Genomic DNA, 19826 nt, shown 5'->3' with positions numbered 1-19826 from the left:
CCGGCGGCGGTTCCGGTCCATCCTATTCGACGACGTTCAATTGAATAACGTATTTATCCGCCGCTTCTCCGCCCTGTATGGCGATTTCGTAGGTGAATAAGCCTTTAAAGAACCGGGCGGCGTTGCGGAAATCCATAATGCGGAAAGGCTTCGATTGGGCGGGCAAACGCCAGGTTCCTTCTTTTGGGGCTAGTTTCTTTTGCACGCCGTCCGTTTCCGTAACGATGTAAGAGTTCCGGGATAGAGTCATTTCTTGTTTGGCCGCTTCGCCCGTTCGATTTATTGCGTAAAAGAAGACGATGATTTTCGAGGAAGAATCCTCCGGCATCGCCTTGACGATTTCCATAGGAATATCGACCTTATTCTCGCCCTTTTTTATCTGTTTCGCTTCTTTTTCCTTAAAGAGACAACCCGCTTCGAAACGCTCTTTTTGCAACTGATCCAGTTCCTTGCCGCTTAATCCGTCCTTCAGCATCGCCGTCATGTCTGCTTTGTCCATCGTGAAGAGATACAAATGGATGGCGAGAGGACCTTCCTCGGCGGCGGCTGCTTCCTGCGCCATCGAACGCGGCGCGAAGACGCACGACAGCATCAAAACAGAGAAGACGATAAATCCTTTCGTGAACGAAAAACGCAGATGAATCATTGTTGATTGCTCCCTTCCTCTTTTTAAATTTCGCCCTCACTATATGGCCTGAAATCTACTATAAGTATTATACTCTATTCATTATAACGATAATTTTTTAAAATTTTAACGGTATGGCGTTTATTTTATGCGAAACGGGTAGCCAGCCCGGCTTCCTCGATATCCGGCGAGCGGAAGGAAGGCTTCATGAACGGATCGCAGGGAAAATCGGAAATCCTTAGCGATATCGGCGAGTTTGGATTGATTCAACGGATCGAGCAGATTCTTGGACCATCCTCCAGCGCCGTCTCCGTCGGTTTGGGAGATGATGCGGCGACCGTTTTTCCTCCCTCCGCTCCCCTCGTTGTTACCACGGACGCTATGGTGGAAGGCGTCCACTTTCGCCAGGAATGGACATCGCCCGGCGACTTAGCCCATAAGGCATTGGCTTCCAACTTGAGCGATCTGGCCGCCAAATGCGCCCGGCCCGCCTTCTATCTCATCGTTTTGGGTTTGCCGCCCGACGTGGAAACGGCTTGGGTAGAAGATTTTTACCGCGCTCTTGCACGCTTGCGCGAGGAATGGGATTTCGAATTGATCGGCGGCGATACCGTTCGCTCGACTGTCCGATTTCTCTCCATCGCCGCATGGGGAACGCAAACCACCCCCCGACCTATCGCTCTCTCCGGCGCGCAGCCGGGAGACCGCATTTTCGTTACCGGCTTTCCCGGCGACGCCGCTGCAGGACTAGAGATTTTATTGCATGGTAAAACCATTCCGGAAAACGAAACGGAATCGGAATTGGTTCGGCGCTTTCTTCGTCCAACTCCGAGAATTAAAGAAGCTCTCGCTATCGCCCAGCGGATTCTTCCCCATAGCATGACCGACATCAGCGACGGCCTTGCCCGCGATCTGCCCAAGCTGTGCGCGGCCAGCGGCGTTGGCGCGAAAATCGACGCTGCGCGGCTGCCTTGTTCCGAGTCTTTGCGCCGCTTTGCGGGAGATCGGGCGGCGGAATACGTCTGGAAAGGCGGGGAAGATTACGAACTGCTCTTTACGCTATCTGCATCGGATGCGGAAAAACTTACGCAGGAATGGACTCTCGATTGCCCCTTGCGGGAAATCGGCGAAGCGGCGGCGCGGGAGAATGGAATAGAAATAGCAGGCTTTCCGCAGGGCATTCCAATCGGCTTCGATCATTTCCGCGAATGATTGAGCAGTAAATCCGGATCGATCAAACTCCATTGACCGGCTTTGCGACCGTCAGCAGGGAAGAGCGAATCACGACGTTGGAATTGATGGTTTTGGATTCGACTTTCTTGCCTCGGATCATCTGATGCAAAAGATTCACTGCCTCAACGCCTTCTTGTTCCAACGGTTGATGGACGGTTGTCAATCCGATCGCTTCCGAGAAGGGCAGATCGTCGAAGCCGGTGATAGAGACTTCCGCTCCTAAACTGGCGCCGACGTTTTTCAAAAGGCTGAAAACGTGAATGGCGATTTGATCGTTCAGGCACATCAACGCCGTCGGTTCGTATTCGCAGAGAATCGTTTCGAAATCTTCCAAACTTTTGGAAAAAGGTTTTTCGCCGCTGACGCTTACTACCTTGGCCAGTTCCGCTTTTTCGCCGCTTTTTACGGCGGATTCCATGAAACCAGCGACGCGCTCGTCCGTCGAAGTGCTCTGGATTTCCTCCCATCGGACCATCAGGATGCGCCGGTGTCCCCGTTTCATGACTTCGCGAGTGAGATTGGCCATCGCTTCTTTATTATTGGTTTGCACGATGGGAACGTTTTCCAGATTTTTAATGCCCCGATCCACAAGGATTACGGGAATCTGCGCTTCGCGAAACATGCCGTACCAACGGAGATTGCACGAAGTATCGGCTACGCGCTCCAATGGAGCGGCGATGACGCCCGCCGCCTTGCGGGCGATAAGGCGCTCGGCGAAGGTTTCTACTTTCGCCGCATCGTCGTCGGTGCTGCATAAAAACACTTCGTATCCCAGAATGTGGGCGCGTTCCTCGATGCTGTGCAAAATGACGGGGAAGATGCCCTGATCCGTTCCCGGTACGAGGACGCCGATCAAGGGCGCGTTTTTCGATGGACGAAGAACATACGTTCCTTTTCCCTGGACGCGGCGCAAATAACCCTCCTGCACCAGTTCCTGCAAGGCGCGGATCACCGTCATTTTGCTCGCGCCGAAACGATCGATCAGCGCCGATTCGGATGGCAGTTGTTGTCCTTCGTTCAGTACGCCGTTCTCGATTTCGTTACGGATAGATTCTTTGATCTGGACGTATTTCGGTAAACGCTCAAACAAGTCCGACATGGAAATTACCTAATGAATCAGTTTTATATATAGATGTACTACTTATACAAAGAAAATGGATTGCAGGAAAGCCTAGAGATCGTTTTTTTTAACGATTATCTCATAAATGCCGTGATGCCCGCGGGTGAACGCCTATGCGGTTTCGATATTTTTCGATATTTTATGGTATAAATCAATCGAATTGAGATAGCGGTTTTTCTTCTGTTACCTTCATAATAACGGGTATTAGGTTGCTTAGGTAATCGAAAGCGGAGTATAACGTAACGGCGCAAGCAAGGCCCATCAGGGAGTTGGCGATCAGATACAACCAGTTATCGATGACGGGAAAATGAAGAGCGGCAATGCGCAATATTAAAATAATAATTATGATCGTTGCTTGACAAATGGCTTTCATCTTTCCGCTTTTTCTGGCCGCCAACACAATGCCTTTGTAGGCGCAAACAGTGCGCAGCGTGGAGATGATGGAATCTCGATACAAAATCGGCAGTACAAGAAAAAGGGATACCTGGTGCACGACGGCCAGACTCAAAAAAATCGTGTCCCGGTAAATGCTGTCCGCCATGGGATCGAGAATTTTGCCGAAATCGGTTACCTGCCCATGCTTGCGCGCCATATAACCGTCGAAAAGATCCGTAAGTTCCGAAAGTACAACGATGGCTAACGCCCAATAGCGCGCCCAAGGAATCTCCTGATCGAAGAGAAAGAGAATAGCCAGCAAAGGGCTTAGAACCAATCGGCTGGATGTCAATAGATTCGGCAGCGTCGATTGCGATTGAAGGAATTTTATAAACATGATCGGATTCTCTCCCAGCCGTTTTACCGTAGCGAAGGATTCCGCGATGCGAGATAAGCGTAATGAACCAACGCCATTATCGTCCCCGCCGCCGTCAAATACTCCAAAACAACGATGGGAAACGATGATGGCAGTATAACTACTGCGAATACCGTAAAAAACTGCAAGGCGGTGGCTGTTTTTCCAAGATTGGATGGTTCCACGTCTACTTTATCGAATAGAACGGCGAATACGCACCAACCTATGCTGACAAGGATGTCTTTCGTTACGACGGTAATAGCCAGCCAATCGTGGATTTTATCGAATACGGCCAGCAAGACAAAGGAGGCCGTTACGAATAATTTATCCGCCAGGGGATCGAGAATTCCCCCCAATTGCGTCACCTCGCCCCGCACTCGCGCCAAATATCCGTCGAAAAAATCGCTGGCCACGATGAGCAGCAATATCGCTCTCGCCGGCCATAACATCCAATTTTCGCCTTTTAACCAATAATAAGTAAAAAGAAAAAAACAGGGAACCATCAACAGGCGGGTCATCGAAAGTCCATTGGGCAGGTTCAATTTCACCATGAGACGATACGCCTCGTTTCTATGCTTATTGGTTTTTGAAAATGGGAAAAATGGAATCCTTTCGATTCTTTCCCTCCGTATCGATCGTCGAAACGGGCGCCGGATTACTTTTTCCTGAGCCGTACTATACTCCGACAAGCCGTTCTTGGAACCCCGCCGGAAATTCTCCCCTCAACGCCTTGATTTTCTACTCGATTCCCGTCATCCTTCCTATTCGGTTATCGTTGATTTTTGGAGCGATATGGTTTGAAGAGCAGGATGAATTCGCCTTTTCTCTAATGAAAACGATATCCGCATCGTTACTTAATTCCACTATCTTCGTTTTTGTCTAATAACTATGATCGACCAATCTTCCATAAAACACTTTTTTTCAAAAATTACGACGATCTGCAACAGCGTTTCGATTCTTCTTTCGATTTGGCTGATTAGCCATCTCTTCATCCGCAGCATCGGCGGTCCCTTTCCTCAACGGACAATGGGGCCATTTCCCAAAAAAGAGTTTTATCAATTGGGTATTCTACCCGACTGGGAGAATTTGTTGGTTCCCAGAACGGAGGGCGGCAACAAAACATTCTCGGAAATGTTGAACGACGGCGAAAAATTGCCGGAGTTGCCGTTCGCCTATCCCCCGGAAGCCTCTGCTCCTCCCGTCGAAGCCTCTGCTCCGACGGCGGAAGCGTCCTCCGTCCCTCCAGAAGTTTCATCCGCCGGGCAGAATGCGGCGTCCCCGGAAGCCTCCGCCGCTTCGGCTTCGGGGAACTGACGGATTGACGCCGTTTTCCAGGGCGGTAAACTCAACATAGACAATTCCAATAACCGGCGGATTCTCCATGACGAACGTATACGAAGCCAAAAATCAAATCGTTGAAATCGGACGCAGAATGTGGTCGAAGGAATGGGTGGCGGCCAACGACGGGAATATTTCCTGTAAAATTTCCGAAGATGAAATCGTGTGCACTCCGACCGGCGTCAGCAAGGGATTTTTGGAAGTATCCGACTTAATCGTCGTAGACAGCCAAGGCCGCAAGCGGTCCGGCGGTCCCTTGAATCCTTCCTCCGAAATCAAAATGCACCTCTTCGTTTACGGCAAGCGTTCCGACGTTAAGGCGGTTTGCCATGCGCACCCTCCTACAGCTACCGGTTTCGCCGTAGCAGGATTGTCGCTGGATCAATGCGTACTGCCGGAAGTGGTCGCCTTAGTTGGTCAAATTCCCCTTACTCCCTACGGTTTGCCTTCGACGGACGAGATTCCGCAAGCCATCGAACCTTATATCGCAGGCAATAGCGCCCTGCTATTGGCCAATCACGGCGCCCTTTCTTGGGGAAGCGATCTCATGCAGGCGTATTACCGCATGGAGACGATGGAGCATTTCGCCAAAATCCTTCTCGTCGCCATCCAATTAGGCAAAGTCAACCTTTTTTCTCCCGAACAAGTGCAGGCGTTGGAAGGATTGCGCGACCGCTTCGGCCTGAATTCGCCTTTTACGGGATGCAACGTCCGGCAAACGAATCTTCCCGCGCAGACCGGCTCCGTTCCGGATGTGCGAAAAATGTAATACCAGTCTGCGTTAGGATTATTGCTTATGAATTCCCTCGCCCTCTGGGAGAGGGTCAGGGTGAGGGATCAATAAGTCTAATAATATCAACCCTCACCTAACCTCTCCCAATCTTGGGAGAGGGATAAAAAAAAACAATATCTATGCAGGGTGGCGTGATTCGTTTACCGGGGCAGTCTTTCCGATTTCAATTCCCTTAACATCAAACGTTCCACGGCGCGTTTGGGATTGGCGTTCTCGTAGACGATTTTAAAAACTTCTTCCGAGATAGGCAGTTCAACGTTGAACTTCTTCTTGATGTCCGGAATCGCCTTTACCGTACTCAAGCCCTCCACTACCATGCCGATTTCCTCTTCTGCGTCTTCCACGCTGTAGCCTTTGGCGGTCAACTCGCCGAACTTGCGATTGCGGCTATGGCGGCTGGTGCAGGTTACGACGAGATCGCCCAAGCCCGATAATCCCGAAAACGTTTCCGGCTGGGCGCCCATCTCTCTCGCCGCCAGGCTCATTTCGTAAAGCCCGCGCGAGATTAACGCCGCTCGCGCGTTGTCGCCGAAACCCAATCCATCGGAAATGCCTACGGCGATGGCGATGATGTTTTTCAAAGCCGCTCCAATCTCGACGCCCTTGCGGTCGCGGTTGGTATAGACTCGGAAGTGGGAAGTTTGAAAGATTTTTTGCGCTTCTTTGGCTAGGCTCTCCTCGGAGTGCGCGGCTACAACAGCCGTCGGCAAACCCCGCGCTACTTCTTCCGCATGGCTGGGACCGGATAGGGCGACGACGCCCTGAATGGGGCGGTCTTTCCAAACTTCTTCCAGAATTTCGCTCATCGTGGCCAAGGTTCCCGATTCCAGCCCTTTGGTGGCGCTGACGACAAGTTTGGATTGGCCTGCGATGCGTTGGGCGTGTTGTTGCGCGAAAGATTTGAGGAATTTGGATGGAACGGCGATCGCCAGCATCTCCGCTTCTTCTATGAAAGGGCCATCGTCGTCCGTTACGGCGATCGAATCCGGAACGACGATATCCGGCAGCTTATGCGGCAGGCGGCGGGTATGGCGGATTTTCTCCGCTTCCTTGGCGTCGTTGGACCAAAGGTAGATTTCGCGTCCTTTCGCCGCCAGCGTCATCGCCAGCGCCGTCCCCCACGATCCCGATCCGTAAATTCCGATTTTCATATTGGTAAACGCGCTTTCTATTCGTTCTTAGCAAGATAATATTCATTTAATAACTCAAGTTACGCACAATAGAAGGTAGGATGAGCCTATCGCGATTAGCCGTATCGAATCGCGAAGACGCGAAATAACTCGAATTCCACGAAATTTTTGAATCACGGATATCGCGGATTCTATTGGATTCCACGGAAAAATCTTTCTCGCAGCATTATTCCTTGCGTCAAACGTTTTTCTTTTCGTGTTTTTCTTTTTTCATTTCGCGTTTTCGTGATTCAAACGACGAGATCAAGAGATTCCTTTTATTTCCCTTGCGCGTAACTTGAGTTAATAATTACTCATGTTGCTCAGCCTAGTGCGCATGCGTCCCGCCTGCACGTTGGAGGAACCGTCCCAGAGCGGCGATTGGAATTTATTTCTGTTGCGTTTTTTGAATCGCAATGACGCGAAATAACTCGAATTCCACGAAATATTCGAATCGCGGATATCGCGGATTCTTTTGGATTTCATGGTAAAAACTTTCACATAACGCGATTCCTTGCGTTAACCTTTTTTCTTATCTTTTTTTCGTATTTTTCTTTTTTCCTTTCGTGTTTTCGTGATTCAAACGTCGAGAGTAAGAGATACCTTTAATTTCCCATAGCGCATAATATGACTTAACAACTATAAACAAGATATCGCCATATGGAAGCGGGAACGCGCGTCATAGGACATTGGCGGGGAAGAAAGAGTATAAAATAGAGTGAAATAATTAAATGAAATATTCGTAAGATATTATTGCGCCTGCGAAACGAAATAAACGGCGCCGGGAACATGTGCGATCAGGCGGAAGAGGCAACCTATATTCAGCGCGTGCTGGCTGGCGACCGCGAATCGTTTCGCGCGTTGGTGGAGAACTATAACGGCGTTGTTTATCGCATTGCTTATGGTATGACCCGCAACGCCGAGAGCGCTCAGGACGCCGTCCAGGAAGTCTTTTACCGCGCTTATCGCGGATTGGAAAAGTTCGATATGGAACAACCGTTTGGAGCGTGGATCCGCCGCATCGCCGTGAATTACCTCCTGGATCAACGCAAGAAAAAACGCGCTTTTACAGTTTCGATGACGGCGGAGGATAACCAGGAAATCGACGCGCCGGACGAATCGGAAAATCCGCGCGAGCGCTGGATGAAGAAAGAACGACAAACCGCCGTCCTGCAAGCGTTGCAGCGGCTGCCGGAGAAATACCGCATGATTCTGACGCTGCGGCATTTCGATAACTTGAGCTACGAAGAGATCGCCGATACGCTGGCTATGCCCCTGGGTACGGTGACTACCCAGATTCATCGGGCGAGAAGCAAACTGGCGGAGTTGCTGAGTCCGCTGCAAAAAGAGTTGACGATTTAACGGATTGAGAAACATCGCTGGAAGGGAATATATCATCGCCGAGGAACGATCATGAACTATCGCCAAGAACCGGAAAAGAAAAAGAACGAATCTGCGGAGAATATGGGCGGCCATTGCTTCGACGGAGATGAGTTTCTTTTCGACGGCGAAGAGAACCGGAACGTTATAGCGCTCCTGGGAGAAATCGAAATCGCCTTGAATGAAATAGAACTGCCCCCGCCTCCCAGCGCTTTGGTTGACGATGTGATGGCGTTCATCGCAAAGCGCGAAGCGCAACGCAGCTTGGTCTGGTTGATTCCCGGCTTCGGCGCGTTGGCTAGCGTTATAAAAACAGCGGCGCGTTATTTATCCGCCCTGACCGTTCCCAATGTGCTGCGGCGGGAAGCCTTGGCCGTCTCCATCGCGGCGTTCGTCATCGTCTGGAGCGTCTTTATTTCGCCGCAAGTAGAAGCGGGCAAGATCGATCCTTACGTGGCCAAAGCGAACCAGGCGGCCGATTACCTTCTCCTGAAGGGGGAAATCATCGCCGACCGGCTCTCTTCCATCGCCAACGAGTGGACGCCTAAGCCTTTCCGTCTGGAAAAAGCGACGAAAAATGAGGAAAAAGCGACAGAAAAGGAATCCAACGCTCGTACTCTTTACAAGAATGCCGCCTATGAAACTTTTTCGGCGTAAGACCGAAGATTCTCGGAGCGAAAAATCATGCAATCTCCGCGCCGCATCAATAAAAGACCTTGGCTGGCTGGCGTCCTTTCCGCCATTTTTCCCGGTACGGGGCAAGTATACAACGACCAGATCGTTAAGGGAATTTTGATTTACTTCATGCTAATCGGTTCGTTCGTTCTGATGGTCATCATCCGCGTTCCTTTTATTTTCAATCCCGCCGCGTTCTTTTTAGGCGGCGGCATCTTCGATAACGGATGGCGTCATGAAGATTATCTCTTCTTCCGGTTATCGCCCTTTTTTTGGGCGATTCTGGTATTCCCCATTCTTTATATCTACGCCATCACCGACGCGATCGTCAGCGCCCGCGCCATCAACGAGAAGGCAACGCCGCCCGCTCCTCAACCGCAAAATCAGGCCCAACCGGCTATGGAGGCAACTATGAACGCCAATACGGAACAAGACAATCTTCGGCAGCAAGCGCAGGAGAAACTGGGAGGCGGAACGGCGAGCGTCGCCGCCGCCGCGATTCCCCGCAAAAAAACCAAAGGCTTGACGGGAAAATTCTTCATTGGCTTCGTCCTGGCGGCCATCGGCATCGTCTCTGTCTTGGATGAGATGGATATCCAACTTTTCACTTGGTACACCTGGGAGCGCGTCTGGCCGCTGATTCCGCTGCTGTTGGGATTGCGGCTGTTGAAGGACTACATCCGCGACCATGAGCAGGGGCAATTCATTCTGGGCATCGCCTTTTCCGCCGTGGGCGTCATTTTTCTCTTCGAAAATTGGAGAATTTTCCCGCTCTGGGATTTCATCACGGATTACTGGCAGGCGGCTCTGATCCTGGCGGGCGTCGTGCTCATGGCGCAAGACCTTGTTGAAAGGCGGCGGCGGGACAGGTCTTAATTTTTTACTTCCTGGTGGCAGGGTGGCAAGGGTAAGGTTGTTTTTGCCTTTGAAGAATTCCTTAGAATTTAAAGCAAACATCATCCTAAAGCAGAAGGAAAATTAACCGCGACGGATTTCATTGGAATAGGCGCAAGATATCGCCTAAAAATGCCGGAAAAGGAGATGAAATCTCATGGCTCTCAATAAGGATTTACCCCCTAACCTGAATCGAGAAACACCCGAAATCGACCGGCTGGCCAGAGAATTGGACAAATGCTGGCAGGCTTACCAGCGCGTCAAAGAGGCGGCGGACGTAATTTCCTTTAGGGAAGGCGTTCATCCCGCGCTTGTCGAATCGATGAAGAAAGCCGCCAACCAGCAATTCACCGATGAAGTCTACGACGCCGTGCATCGGTTTTCTTCTGGAGAAGAGGCGGAACCGTCGCCCAAGTTGGAAGCCGCCGAAGCCGAGACGAGTTCGGAGGCGGAGACGGAAGCAATGCCGAATATCCGCAAACTCTACCGCGTCAAAGACGACAAAATGGTGGCGGGCATCTGCGGCGGCCTGGCGAAGTATTTCGAAATCGACAGCAGCATCATCCGCGTAGGCTTCGTCCTCGCCAGCATCTTTTGGGGAGCGGGAATTATCGCTTACGTCGTCCTGCTGCTGATCTTGCAGCATGAGGAGTGAAATTGTAGGGCGCCAAGGGCAAGGTTGTTTGTACATTATCATAACATCCTTGACAGGTAGTTATCAGGAGATGGTTTACAATACCAAGGTAAAGAAATCCCAAAAAGGGGGAGAAGAGAGATGCCTTGGCAAGTCGAGGATATTATGGAAAAACGGATTCAATTTGTCGCTCAATCATTCCAAGAAGGCGTTAATTTCAGCGAACTTTGTCATCGATTCGGAATCAGCCGCACAACGGGATATTTATGGAAAGATCGTTTTTACGAAGCGGGGAGTTTTACGCAGCTCAACAAGAAATCCCGACGGCCGCATAATACGCCGAACCGTACGCCGGAAGTAATTGAAGAAAAAGTTGTGAAATGCTGGGAGAAGTGGGGGGAGGGAGCCAAGAAGCTTCGCCCCAAGTTGGTGAAACAAGGCGTCGATTTGCCGTGGATTACGATTCACCGAATTCTCAAGCAGAATAAAAAGATCGCCGCGAAAGAGCGTAGCGCCGCCGCCGTCAAGCGGTTCGAACGGGAAAGGCCCAACGAATTATGGCAGATGGATTTCAAAGGCGACTATCCCCTTCCGAAGGGGCGTTGTTACCCGCTGTCGATCCTGGATGATCGAACGCGATTTCTCGTAGGGGCGCATGGACTGGACCGGCAAACGCGCGAGGAAGTGCAACCCTGCTTGATCGAAACCTTTGAAAGGTACGGATTGCCGGAAGCGATTTTATCGGATCACGGGACGCCCTGGTGGAATGTCAACAACGGTCACGGCTTGACGAAATTAAGCGTTTTTCTAATTCAGCAAGGCATCCGTCTCTATCACGGGCGGATTGGCCATCCGCAGACGCAAGGCAAAGTGGAACGATTCCATCGCACCTTGAACGAGGCCGTCCGTCATCGAGGGCTTCCGGATTCGCTGGAGGCTTGGCGAACGTTTTTGCGGGAATTCCGTACGATGTACAATGAGGAACGTCCGCATGAAGCGCTGGGCATGGTTACGCCCGCCGAGCGCTATACCCCTAGCCCCCGCCCGTACCATCCCCATCCGCCGGAATGGGAGTATCCGCCGGGAGCGCCGGTGACTCGGATCACCCCCTCCGGATGGTTGACCTACAAAGGATGTCACGCCTTCGTGTGCGAGGCGCTGGCGGGAGAACGGGTTCAAGTCGAAGAGGCGGAAGGATTGCTCTTGATCCGATATCGGAACCTGTATATCCGGGAAATTGAACCGGCGGCGGGAAAAAGTATTCCGCTGATTCTGGACGATCAATCCGTGAATGACTGAGGCAAGCCCCCCTCCGCCCCCCAAAGGGGGGAACGCGTTTTGATCCGATCCGGTGTAGGCAGACAAGAAAACTCTCTGCACCGTTTCGTCGCGGGACGGACGCCTCCGGAGCCCGCACTTCCTGCACAGAGAGTTTTCAGCTCCATTATAATCGTTTTAATTGGGAGGTATCATGTTTTCGCTTGATCCTTGAGTGTAAGGGATGTCCTGATAACTACCTGTTCAGCATCTCTTGATAACTTACAGCTTTTTTCTGCCCTTGATTTATTGCGGCATCATTCAAGGGCAAAAACAACTTTGTCCTTGCCGCCCCGACTAAATGCTAACGACTATGATGAACGATCCCAACCGAGAAACCATAACTATTTCCGCGCATGAATGGGAAGAATTAAAATTGCGCCTGGCCGATGTGGAAGAGCATCGGCGCGGGCTTTTGAAACATACGCAAAATCTCGAACATCTCGTTAACGAAGCCACGAAGCACGCCCGCCAATTGGAAGCGCTCTTGCAGCAAAAAACGAACGACGTTTCCAAATTCATCGAGCATATCGGCAACCTGGAGCATCTCTTGAAAGAGAACGAAAGCGATCTGGCGCAATCCCGAACCTTGCTCAACGATTTGAAAGCCCGATGCTACCGCTACGAACAGATGCTTCTCGATCACGGCGAAAAAGTTGGAGGCGGGAACTGACGTGTTTTTCCATCGCCGCCGCGCGGAATATCGAAAACTGGTGGAGCGGGAAGGGGAACTATGGGGACGCAGCAAAACCGGCGTTCGCATTTCCTGGTTCGATTCTCCCCTCATTTACCGTTATATCTGCCAAAGCGTCTCCGGACGTCCGCACGTCGATTGGGTGGATTATATCAAAGAAAAATATTTCCACCGCCCTGCGGAACTGGGGCTGACCGCTGGATGCGGGCATGGCGATGCGGAGCGCCATTTTCTGCAACGGGACGTCGTGCGCCGCATGGAAGCGTTCGACATCAGCCCCCAAGCCATCGAACAAGCGCGCCGGCTGGCGGAGGAGCGCGGTTTCGGCGAACGGGCGCGGTATTTCGTTGGCGATGCCAATTACCTGGAAGACGCCCCCCTCTCTAACAGCTATGACGTCATCTTCGGCGTCATGTCGCTGCATCATTTCGAGCAATTGGAAAAATGCCTGGACGAGCTGCAAGCGAAACTGAAGCCGGGAGGCTATTTCATAGCCGACGAATTTATCGGCCCCGAACGCTTTCAATGGAGCGACGCGCAGTTAGAGGCCGCCAATCGCCTTCTGGCCTGCTTTCCCAAGGAATTGCGGCGTTATCTCGACCGCCCGGACGAATGGAAGACGCTCGTCAAACGCCCCACAATCGAGGAGATGATGAAATACCAAGCCTTCGAGGCGATCTGCTCGCCGCGCATCATCTCCGCCATCCAGAAACGTTTCGATGTATTGGAAATCAAGTATTACGGCGGAACCGTCCTCCACATTCTCTTCGAAGGCATCATGGGCAATTTTAAAGAAGAGAACGAGCGCGAGCACGCCATCATGGTGCGCATGGCCATCGAATGCGAACGCCTGCTTCTCGCTCATGGCGGCCTGCCGCACGATCACGCCTTAATCGTCGCCCGCAAAAAATAAAGGGCGCATCAATTCAAGCGCCCTTTTAAAATAAATCGAACATAACCAAAACAAGAATCGTAATCCAAGAAAAATCAATTCGATTTTGACAAAATTCTTGCGTTTTTGGCGTATTTTTCCACTGCCTGACGGGTTATGGGCGCGGGATGCAGTTCGCCTTTCGACCACATTTCGTAAGCGCTTAACCTCAAGGGATCACCGGGGCGTTCCGATGGGCCGATGGGCAATAGCGACTTGGCGGAATCGATGTCGTTCATGGGAACCCATTGCGTATAGGATTGCGCTTTCTGCGAATGGATGGTTCCGCCGTCGAGGCAGGTTAGATAAGGAACCTTGACGATCTTCTGAGGATCGAGAGCGGAGAAATTATCTAGTGAAACGAAATAACCCAATGTTTCCTGTTGCGCTTCGCGCAGGGCTGCTTCATGCCATTTTTGCGGATCGCTCCCATATTTCGCAATAGCCGATTGCCAAGCCGATTTCAATGTTTCGTCGATCCATCCTTTTTCCATGTCGTCTAAATCCGCTTGAGGATTTTTTTGGATGCGCGATTGCGTGGATTTAAGGAAGCGGGTAAGTCCCGTCTCGCCGCCGCCGTGGACGAACGCCAATTCCGTCGCCGTCATGCGGAAGAAAGTAGAGAGCAAGTTGACTAGTTCCGTTCCTTTGACCGCCATATCGGATTGGGCGCCGTTCTTATACCACTCTTCCAAATAAGCCAGCGCGTTCAATGACGCTTCCGAGAGATGCGCTTTCAATACGTCGCGCATGTGATAGCCGAGGTGAAGAATTTCGCGCTTGGGAGCGTTGACGCAGTCGTAATGGATGGCGAGAACCTCTTCCGGCGTAAAAGTTTTCTTTTCCTGCAACCGTTCGCGCAAGCGCCAGGAGCGGGAAGTATCGCCGGTCGAGCCGGTGCTGATGCCGAGCAGCGTGGGATAGAAGGAACCAATGGGGCGGTGATTGGCGGAGAGGAGATAGCCTCGCTTAGGATTGACGACATGGGGCAACAGGTCGTAAGGCATAGTTCCCAGCCAATCGTACTTGGAATCGGAGCCGTCATGGGCGGCATTCTCGCCATCCAGAGCCAAAGGCGAACGCATGGGAATGGCGGCCAATACCCAATAGGCGATGTTGCCTTGCGCATCCCCGAAAACGATGTTGGCCGAGGGGAAACTCCAACCTTCGATGGCTTTGGAAAATTCTTTCACGTCACGGGCGCGCATCATGGCCACGGCGCCTTGAATCGTATCGTTGTCCGTTTGGCAAAGGGGAATTCGCTTCAACGCCGCTTCTTCGCCGGGACGCATATCGTAGGCGATCGTCGTAACGACGGGGCCGAAATGGGTTTCCTTGACGGTCAGCGTCTGCGGCGAAGCGCCTTTGACTTTGATGGTCTCTTTCGTTATCGCCATATCCCGCCATTGGCCGTCGAAGAAATACTGGTTGGGATGATCCGCGTCCGTTTTCAGTAAAAACATATCGGCTTGATCCGCGCCTAATGCCGTCAATCCCCATGCGACGCGATCCGTCCAGCCGATGAGAATAATAGGACTGCCGGGAACGCCGGCTCCGCGCGCGTTGAAGGTTTTGCCTTGGAAATGATATTCGTAAAGGAGGGAAGGATTGCGCACCGGGGTTTGAGGATCGCTGACCAGTACGGCGCCGCCTGTCGTTGTCGCCTGGCCGCCAACCACCCAGGCGTGGCTGTATTTGGGATTGACCTCGCCGCTGGGATTATCCTTCGTGAAAGATAGGCTTTTTTGTTGGAGAAAATTTTGAACTTTTTGGATCCATTCCGGACTGATGTCTTCTTCTTGAACGACGGCGGCGGCGTCATCCACCGGCGGCTTAAAATTGGCGGCTCTTTGCGCCAGGGCTTCCATGCTGTCGCGCATCGCTGGGCGGGCGCCTTCTTTGGCGGCGGGTTGGGGACGCGCGCCATTCTTGCGGTTGTGATATTGCATAACGTCCCGCAAGCCGTCTCCGGCGAAAAAGTTACCCAAATGCCACCAACTGGCCAGACAGTCGGCGGGCGTCCAAGGTTCAGGCTCAAGGCCGAGTTCATCGAAGAGGTACAACAATTTGGTTCGATTTTCCGCGACATAATCGTTGACGCCGTCGCTGAAGGCTTGCAGCAATTTCACCGTTTCCGCATCCAACTTGCCAACCAGCCGGTTAGCGGCGCGATAGAAGCCCAAGGTTCGGAATTTTTTATCATGATCGAACGTGGAAAAATCGCGCCGGTTCGCGGGGACGTCGCCGAGAATTTCTGAAACGCGGCCCTGGATGATTCGCAGGGAATAGTACATCTGAAAAGCGCGGTCTTCCGCCTGGACATAGCCCACTCCGTAAAACGCCCCGGCGTCAGTATCGGAAAAAATATGCGGAACGCCCCACTCGTCGCGCAACAACTCAATCTTGCCGAATTCCGGGGAAGGCGCCGCTCCCGCCGTGAAGCCGATGGATATTGAAAACAACGCCGTTAAGATCGTTCTTTTAGCGATCATGCCGATCCTCCTCATTCGTAGGAGTTAGTATTAAATTTAAATGTCGTCGAGAAACGCCATTATGTTCCGTGCTATATCGAAGAATCGATCCAAGGAAACCCGGCGCGGGAGAATGGGATGAGGCGATGATAGAGAATTTGGGCGATGGCGTAAGGCAGAGTTCCCATAGCGGCCAAGTAGATATTCAATCGGTTTGGATGAAGCTGCGCCTCCGTTTCCGTCGCCGGTAGATAAATATGAAGCAAAAAGAAAACGGCGATAGGAACGCCTGGCGAAAAGAGGTCCCAGTCTTCGGGATAGCCTCGGTCGGGATTCCACAAAAAGGTATAGGCGAGATATCCAGCGGCGAGCAGCATCCAAAATAGGTTTTCTTTTTTCAGGCGCCGGACGAGAATAGCGAGAGCGAGAGGAAAGAGTAACAAGCAGGGTGGCGATAAATAAATCGCTTCATTGAGCAAATCCCATAAATGGCGTCCTTGAAGCAACGCCCAACCGGGAAGAAACATAGCGCGATCCGGACCGACGTTGAAATCCTCATGGAGCCTCGCCAGCATCCGCGAGGGATCGGAGCCGTAACAGAAAACGAGCAACGAAAGCCAAAATACGGATTGAATAGCGAGAAACGTTGTTCCAAAAACGATAACGTCCGGGAAAATTTTCTTGCGTTCTTTTTGCATAAATGGAAGCAGCCCAAACGCGGGAATCAGCCAGCCAACGGATAAATGCAAGAGAAACGTTAGGGAAAAACCAACGGCGGCGGGCAGGATGGAGCCTTGGCCGCCGAGATAACGCTGCGCGAAATAGAACGTCGGCAACAGTCCGGCGATTAGGATAGGATAGACTTCGACATGGCCGAAATTGAGGATCATCCAACCTCCCGATGCGGCGGCGAGCAGGCAGGCGAGAACGCGGTCGACATTGCCGCGCCAGGCGAGGCGGACGATTTTGAGGAACCAGAACCCGCTCCAAAGCCCCGCCGCGATGGATAAAATGGGGAAAATTTGAAAGGAAACCGCCATATCGTTGCGAACGTGAAAGAACGGACGAACCAGGAGGTAAAGCAGCCGGTGAAGACCGATGGTTAACGGCTCGCGCATATAGAGATGCCACACGGGCTTCGTTGAACGTTCGATCCAGTCGAGACCGTCGCGGGAAATATTGCGCGATTGCAGGGCGAAAAACAGCGCTGTCAGCAAGACAAAAAAAACGGCTGTATAAAACCGTTTCTTTCCATTCGGCCATTCGCCGACTATCCGGCTATAGCGTTCTATCTCCCTATAAGCATCGGGGTGAAGCATCAACGTTCCCACGCCATACCAAACCAAACCTAATAGGGGAGTATGAATCCATCCCCCCCGCATTCCCCACAACGCCGTCAGACCTAACGAAGCACGATAGACTAAGCGAAAGAAATAGAGTGAAGTTAAAATATAGATCGAAGAGATGGGAAGCGATCCCAATCGGATGCGCCAGGCGAAGGCCAATTGCGCCAATACAATGAACTCCATGAATGCAATGAAAGAAAAGGAGAATCCGGCTTCAGGCGAAAGCGCCGGAACGATATCCAGCAAAAAGAATGAAGCGGCGCAGAGCAGCGCCAGCGTCTTCCATTCGCTAAAGCGTTGAAAGATAGGATGGATGGATTGGCTCATTGCCTGGAGGGTAGGCGTTTTTCCCCGCATAGTTAATTTGCAAGTGATAATTAAGGATGACTAGGATTTTTTGTCTTTTTAACCAGTAAATCCTGAAAATCCTGCTCATCCTGATTCTGACTCTACGTCGGCAGCCAGATATCGCGCTTTTGTTTGCGGCGGATGCGCGATTCATGATCCCAATAATAATTTCGCCGCTGATGGATGCGGAGGGCGGAATAGAATTTTTCCGGGTGGACGCCGTGGCGGCCGCTGCTCTCGCTGGCGTAGGAGTTCTTCATGCAATCGCAGAACGAATAGAGCAAATCCTTGCCGCAAACAGGACAGTTATAACGGAATTGGCCGGGTTTCAGGCGACGCTGTTGAATCCATAGAAAGATGCGCTCGTAGGGAACGCTCAGTTTATCGGCCAATTCGAAGACGCTCATGCGCCCTTCCGCCTGGATCATATCGCGGGCGAGTTGCAGCAGTTGCTCGTCGATGGGGAAGCAATCGGAGCAGATATACAATCGGTTAAGTTTGGCGTAGTTATTGCAGAGAATACAGTTTCCGTACATCCAAACCTCCACGGAAAATCCGTCGTTCAGTCTGGCTTCGGAAAACTCTTCGAACCTCGTACGCCCTCATGGCAAATCATGGAAATTCAAACCTAATATCGGCGGAGGGAGGACAACATTGAGAGAAATCGTAAGGGAGAGCGTCACTCAGGCGGGAGGGGCGGTGATGGTCAGCAGGCGATGGGTTAATAACTTGCGGGCGACGTCCTGGATAGTTTGGGCGTCGGCTTTATAAATCTCTTCGGAGAAGCGGTTGGCGTATTCCCATCCCAACCCGGCGGCTTCGTAGAGGGCAAAGCGAGAGGCCTGGCCCATGACGGTTTCCATAGACATAACGTTAGTACCACAAATGTAGGTTTTAACGCGATCCAATTCTTCCTCCGAGATGGATTCGTCCTGAAGCCGCTTGATTTCCGCCTCGGCGCACGAAATCACGTCCCTCCGGTTTTGCGGCGAAGAGACGGCGTAGATCATTAAGGGCGAATGGCCATGCGAGGGAGTGAAATTGGCGCCGACCTGGTAACATAAGCCCCGCTTGTCGCGGATTTCACGGAAAAGACGCGAATCCATCGAACCGCCAAGAATGGCGCCAATAAGGCGCATGGGGATGGCGATCTCGTCGCGGATGCTGCAGCCGGGATAACCCATAACAATGTATTCCGCCTCTGATTCCTTTTGTTCCACTTTCTCGCAGTTGGAAACGAAGGCGGGAGCGGCGGGAGGCGGATCGGGAATGGAGCGATAGCCGTTGACGGGACGATCGGCGAAGGCGTTGGAAATCATCTCCCGGACGCCGCTCTTTTCGGAACCGCCCACAACGGAAACAATGAGATTGGATGGTTCGAAAACGCCTTGGGCGAAGGGGACGAGATCGTCTCTTTCGATATTGTCCAGCGTTTCCACCAGGCCAATATTGGGCCAGGAGTAGGGATGATCGCCGAAAAACAGCTTGCGGAAAATGCGCATCGTGTAAGTCAAGAGCGAATCTTCCTGTTCGAGGATATTCATGCGGACAATTTCGCATTCGCGCTCGATTTTGTCTTCGGGAAACGTGGGGCGATCCAATAATTCCAAAACCGCCTGGAGATCGTCCTGGAAAAAATGGGTAGTGGAGAGCAGATCAACGGCGCTGTTGTCCTTGCCCGCTTCCGCTTTGAAAAGGGCGCCGTTGCGTTCGAGATTAATGGCGATCTCCTCTTCCGTATGCAGATCCGTTCCGGCGGATAGGAGCCTCATGCAAAGATTGGCCATGCCCGCTTTTTCGGCCTGTTCGTGGCGGGAAGCCTGGCGGGAGAGGATGTTCATCGCCACAATGGGATTATATGGATTGGGAGCGTAAAGAAAGACCGTCCCGTTCGCCATAACTTCGCGGACGACTTCTCTTTGGGGGATTTGTATAGCCGGGGTTTCGGATGGCATTGATTTTTTGGTTTAAGATCAAATTTTACGTAATAGAAATTCCTTCTTACTACCTCATGTTACGCAATTCCTGTTCCCTCTCCCAGGGGGAGAAGGAATGATATGTTACAATC

The 19826-nt window shown here is 51.8% G+C and carries 20 protein-coding genes; 11 read left to right on the top strand and 9 right to left on the bottom strand.

Annotation, left to right across the window (positions count from 1 at the left end; translation table 11 throughout):
• Nucleotides 1-22: 22 nt before the first annotated feature.
• The gene (locus AB1656_14800) at nt 23-646 is read right to left on the bottom strand and encodes a hypothetical protein (protein MEW6236651.1); all 624 of its coding nucleotides are present in this window, start codon (nt 644-646) and stop codon (nt 23-25) included.
• A gap of 186 nt (nt 647-832) precedes the next feature.
• Between AB1656_14800 and thiL the strand changes: the two genes are divergently transcribed.
• Complete coding sequence (gene thiL / locus AB1656_14795) at nt 833-1837, top strand: thiamine-phosphate kinase (protein ID MEW6236650.1); 1005 nt, start codon at nt 833-835, stop codon at nt 1835-1837.
• A 22-nt stretch (nt 1838-1859) separates the two neighbouring features.
• On the opposite strand, the gene AB1656_14790 is transcribed toward thiL, so the two are convergent.
• From AB1656_14790 to AB1656_14780, 3 genes are all read right to left on the bottom strand, one after another.
• Nucleotides 1860-2957 (bottom strand): GntR family transcriptional regulator, encoded by a 1098-nt coding sequence (locus tag AB1656_14790; protein MEW6236649.1) that lies wholly within the window; start codon nt 2955-2957, stop codon nt 1860-1862.
• 172 nt (nt 2958-3129) lie between these two features.
• Entirely contained in the window at nt 3130-3750 is a 621-nt protein-coding gene (pgsA, locus tag AB1656_14785) for a CDP-diacylglycerol--glycerol-3-phosphate 3-phosphatidyltransferase (GenBank protein ID MEW6236648.1), read from the bottom strand.
• Nucleotides 3751-3773: 23 nt separating this feature from the next.
• Nucleotides 3774-4319 (bottom strand): CDP-alcohol phosphatidyltransferase family protein, encoded by a 546-nt coding sequence (locus AB1656_14780; protein ID MEW6236647.1) that lies wholly within the window; start codon nt 4317-4319, stop codon nt 3774-3776.
• A gap of 50 nt (nt 4320-4369) precedes the next feature.
• Between AB1656_14780 and AB1656_14775 the strand changes: the two genes are divergently transcribed.
• The 3 genes from AB1656_14775 (at nt 4370) to AB1656_14765 (ending at nt 5875) form a co-directional block, all read left to right on the top strand.
• The gene (locus AB1656_14775; protein MEW6236646.1) at nt 4370-4651 is read left to right on the top strand and encodes a hypothetical protein; all 282 of its coding nucleotides are present in this window, start codon (nt 4370-4372) and stop codon (nt 4649-4651) included.
• 5 nt (nt 4652-4656) lie between these two features.
• Nucleotides 4657-5082 carry a hypothetical protein gene (locus tag AB1656_14770; protein MEW6236645.1) on the top strand — a complete coding sequence of 142 codons (426 nt, stop codon included), beginning with the start codon at nt 4657-4659 and terminating at the stop codon, nt 5080-5082.
• 67 nt (nt 5083-5149) lie between these two features.
• Nucleotides 5150-5875, top strand: coding sequence for a class II aldolase/adducin family protein (locus AB1656_14765; protein ID MEW6236644.1), 726 nt, complete (start codon nt 5150-5152; stop codon nt 5873-5875).
• Between the two features lie 164 nt (nt 5876-6039).
• Here AB1656_14765 and AB1656_14760 read toward each other — a convergent pair whose 3' ends face one another.
• Nucleotides 6040-7050, bottom strand: coding sequence for an NAD(P)H-dependent glycerol-3-phosphate dehydrogenase (locus tag AB1656_14760; GenBank protein ID MEW6236643.1), 1011 nt, complete (start codon nt 7048-7050; stop codon nt 6040-6042).
• Nucleotides 7051-7857: 807 nt separating this feature from the next.
• Between AB1656_14760 and AB1656_14755 the strand changes: the two genes are divergently transcribed.
• The 7 genes from AB1656_14755 to AB1656_14725 all read left to right on the top strand — a co-directional run bounded on the left by AB1656_14755 (nt 7858) and on the right by AB1656_14725 (nt 13575).
• Entirely contained in the window at nt 7858-8430 is a 573-nt protein-coding gene (locus AB1656_14755) for a sigma-70 family RNA polymerase sigma factor (protein ID MEW6236642.1), read from the top strand.
• Nucleotides 8431-8481: 51 nt separating this feature from the next.
• A complete protein-coding gene (locus tag AB1656_14750) occupies nt 8482-9105 on the top strand; it encodes a hypothetical protein (protein ID MEW6236641.1) in 624 nt (207 codons plus the stop codon).
• A 27-nt stretch (nt 9106-9132) separates the two neighbouring features.
• The gene (locus AB1656_14745) at nt 9133-9999 is read left to right on the top strand and encodes a hypothetical protein (GenBank protein ID MEW6236640.1); all 867 of its coding nucleotides are present in this window, start codon (nt 9133-9135) and stop codon (nt 9997-9999) included.
• A 175-nt stretch (nt 10000-10174) separates the two neighbouring features.
• On the top strand, nt 10175-10672 hold the full coding sequence (locus tag AB1656_14740) for a PspC domain-containing protein (GenBank protein MEW6236639.1): 498 nt from the start codon (nt 10175-10177) through the stop codon (nt 10670-10672).
• Nucleotides 10673-10792: 120 nt separating this feature from the next.
• A complete protein-coding gene (locus tag AB1656_14735) occupies nt 10793-11950 on the top strand; it encodes an IS481 family transposase (GenBank protein MEW6236638.1) in 1158 nt (385 codons plus the stop codon).
• Nucleotides 11951-12281: 331 nt separating this feature from the next.
• Nucleotides 12282-12641, top strand: a complete 360-nt coding sequence (locus AB1656_14730; protein ID MEW6236637.1) for a hypothetical protein — start codon at nt 12282-12284, stop codon at nt 12639-12641.
• Between the two features lies 1 nt (nt 12642).
• A complete protein-coding gene (locus AB1656_14725; GenBank protein MEW6236636.1) occupies nt 12643-13575 on the top strand; it encodes a class I SAM-dependent methyltransferase in 933 nt (310 codons plus the stop codon).
• A gap of 74 nt (nt 13576-13649) precedes the next feature.
• Here AB1656_14725 and AB1656_14720 read toward each other — a convergent pair whose 3' ends face one another.
• The 4 genes from AB1656_14720 to AB1656_14705 form a co-directional block, all read right to left on the bottom strand.
• Complete coding sequence (locus AB1656_14720; protein ID MEW6236635.1) at nt 13650-16085, bottom strand: penicillin acylase family protein; 2436 nt, start codon at nt 16083-16085, stop codon at nt 13650-13652.
• 71 nt (nt 16086-16156) lie between these two features.
• Nucleotides 16157-17767, bottom strand: coding sequence for a hypothetical protein (locus AB1656_14715; protein MEW6236634.1), 1611 nt, complete (start codon nt 17765-17767; stop codon nt 16157-16159).
• Between the two features lie 92 nt (nt 17768-17859).
• The gene (locus AB1656_14710) at nt 17860-18294 is read right to left on the bottom strand and encodes a hypothetical protein (protein ID MEW6236633.1); all 435 of its coding nucleotides are present in this window, start codon (nt 18292-18294) and stop codon (nt 17860-17862) included.
• Nucleotides 18295-18441: 147 nt separating this feature from the next.
• A complete protein-coding gene (locus tag AB1656_14705) occupies nt 18442-19713 on the bottom strand; it encodes a pitrilysin family protein (GenBank protein MEW6236632.1) in 1272 nt (423 codons plus the stop codon).
• Between the last annotated feature and the right edge of the window lie 113 nt (nt 19714-19826).

The organism is Candidatus Omnitrophota bacterium (genome assembly GCA_040755155.1).
Taxonomy (GTDB): domain Bacteria; phylum Hinthialibacterota; class Hinthialibacteria; order Hinthialibacterales; family Hinthialibacteraceae; genus JBFMBP01.
This window is presented reverse-complemented; position numbering and strand designations above follow the sequence as displayed.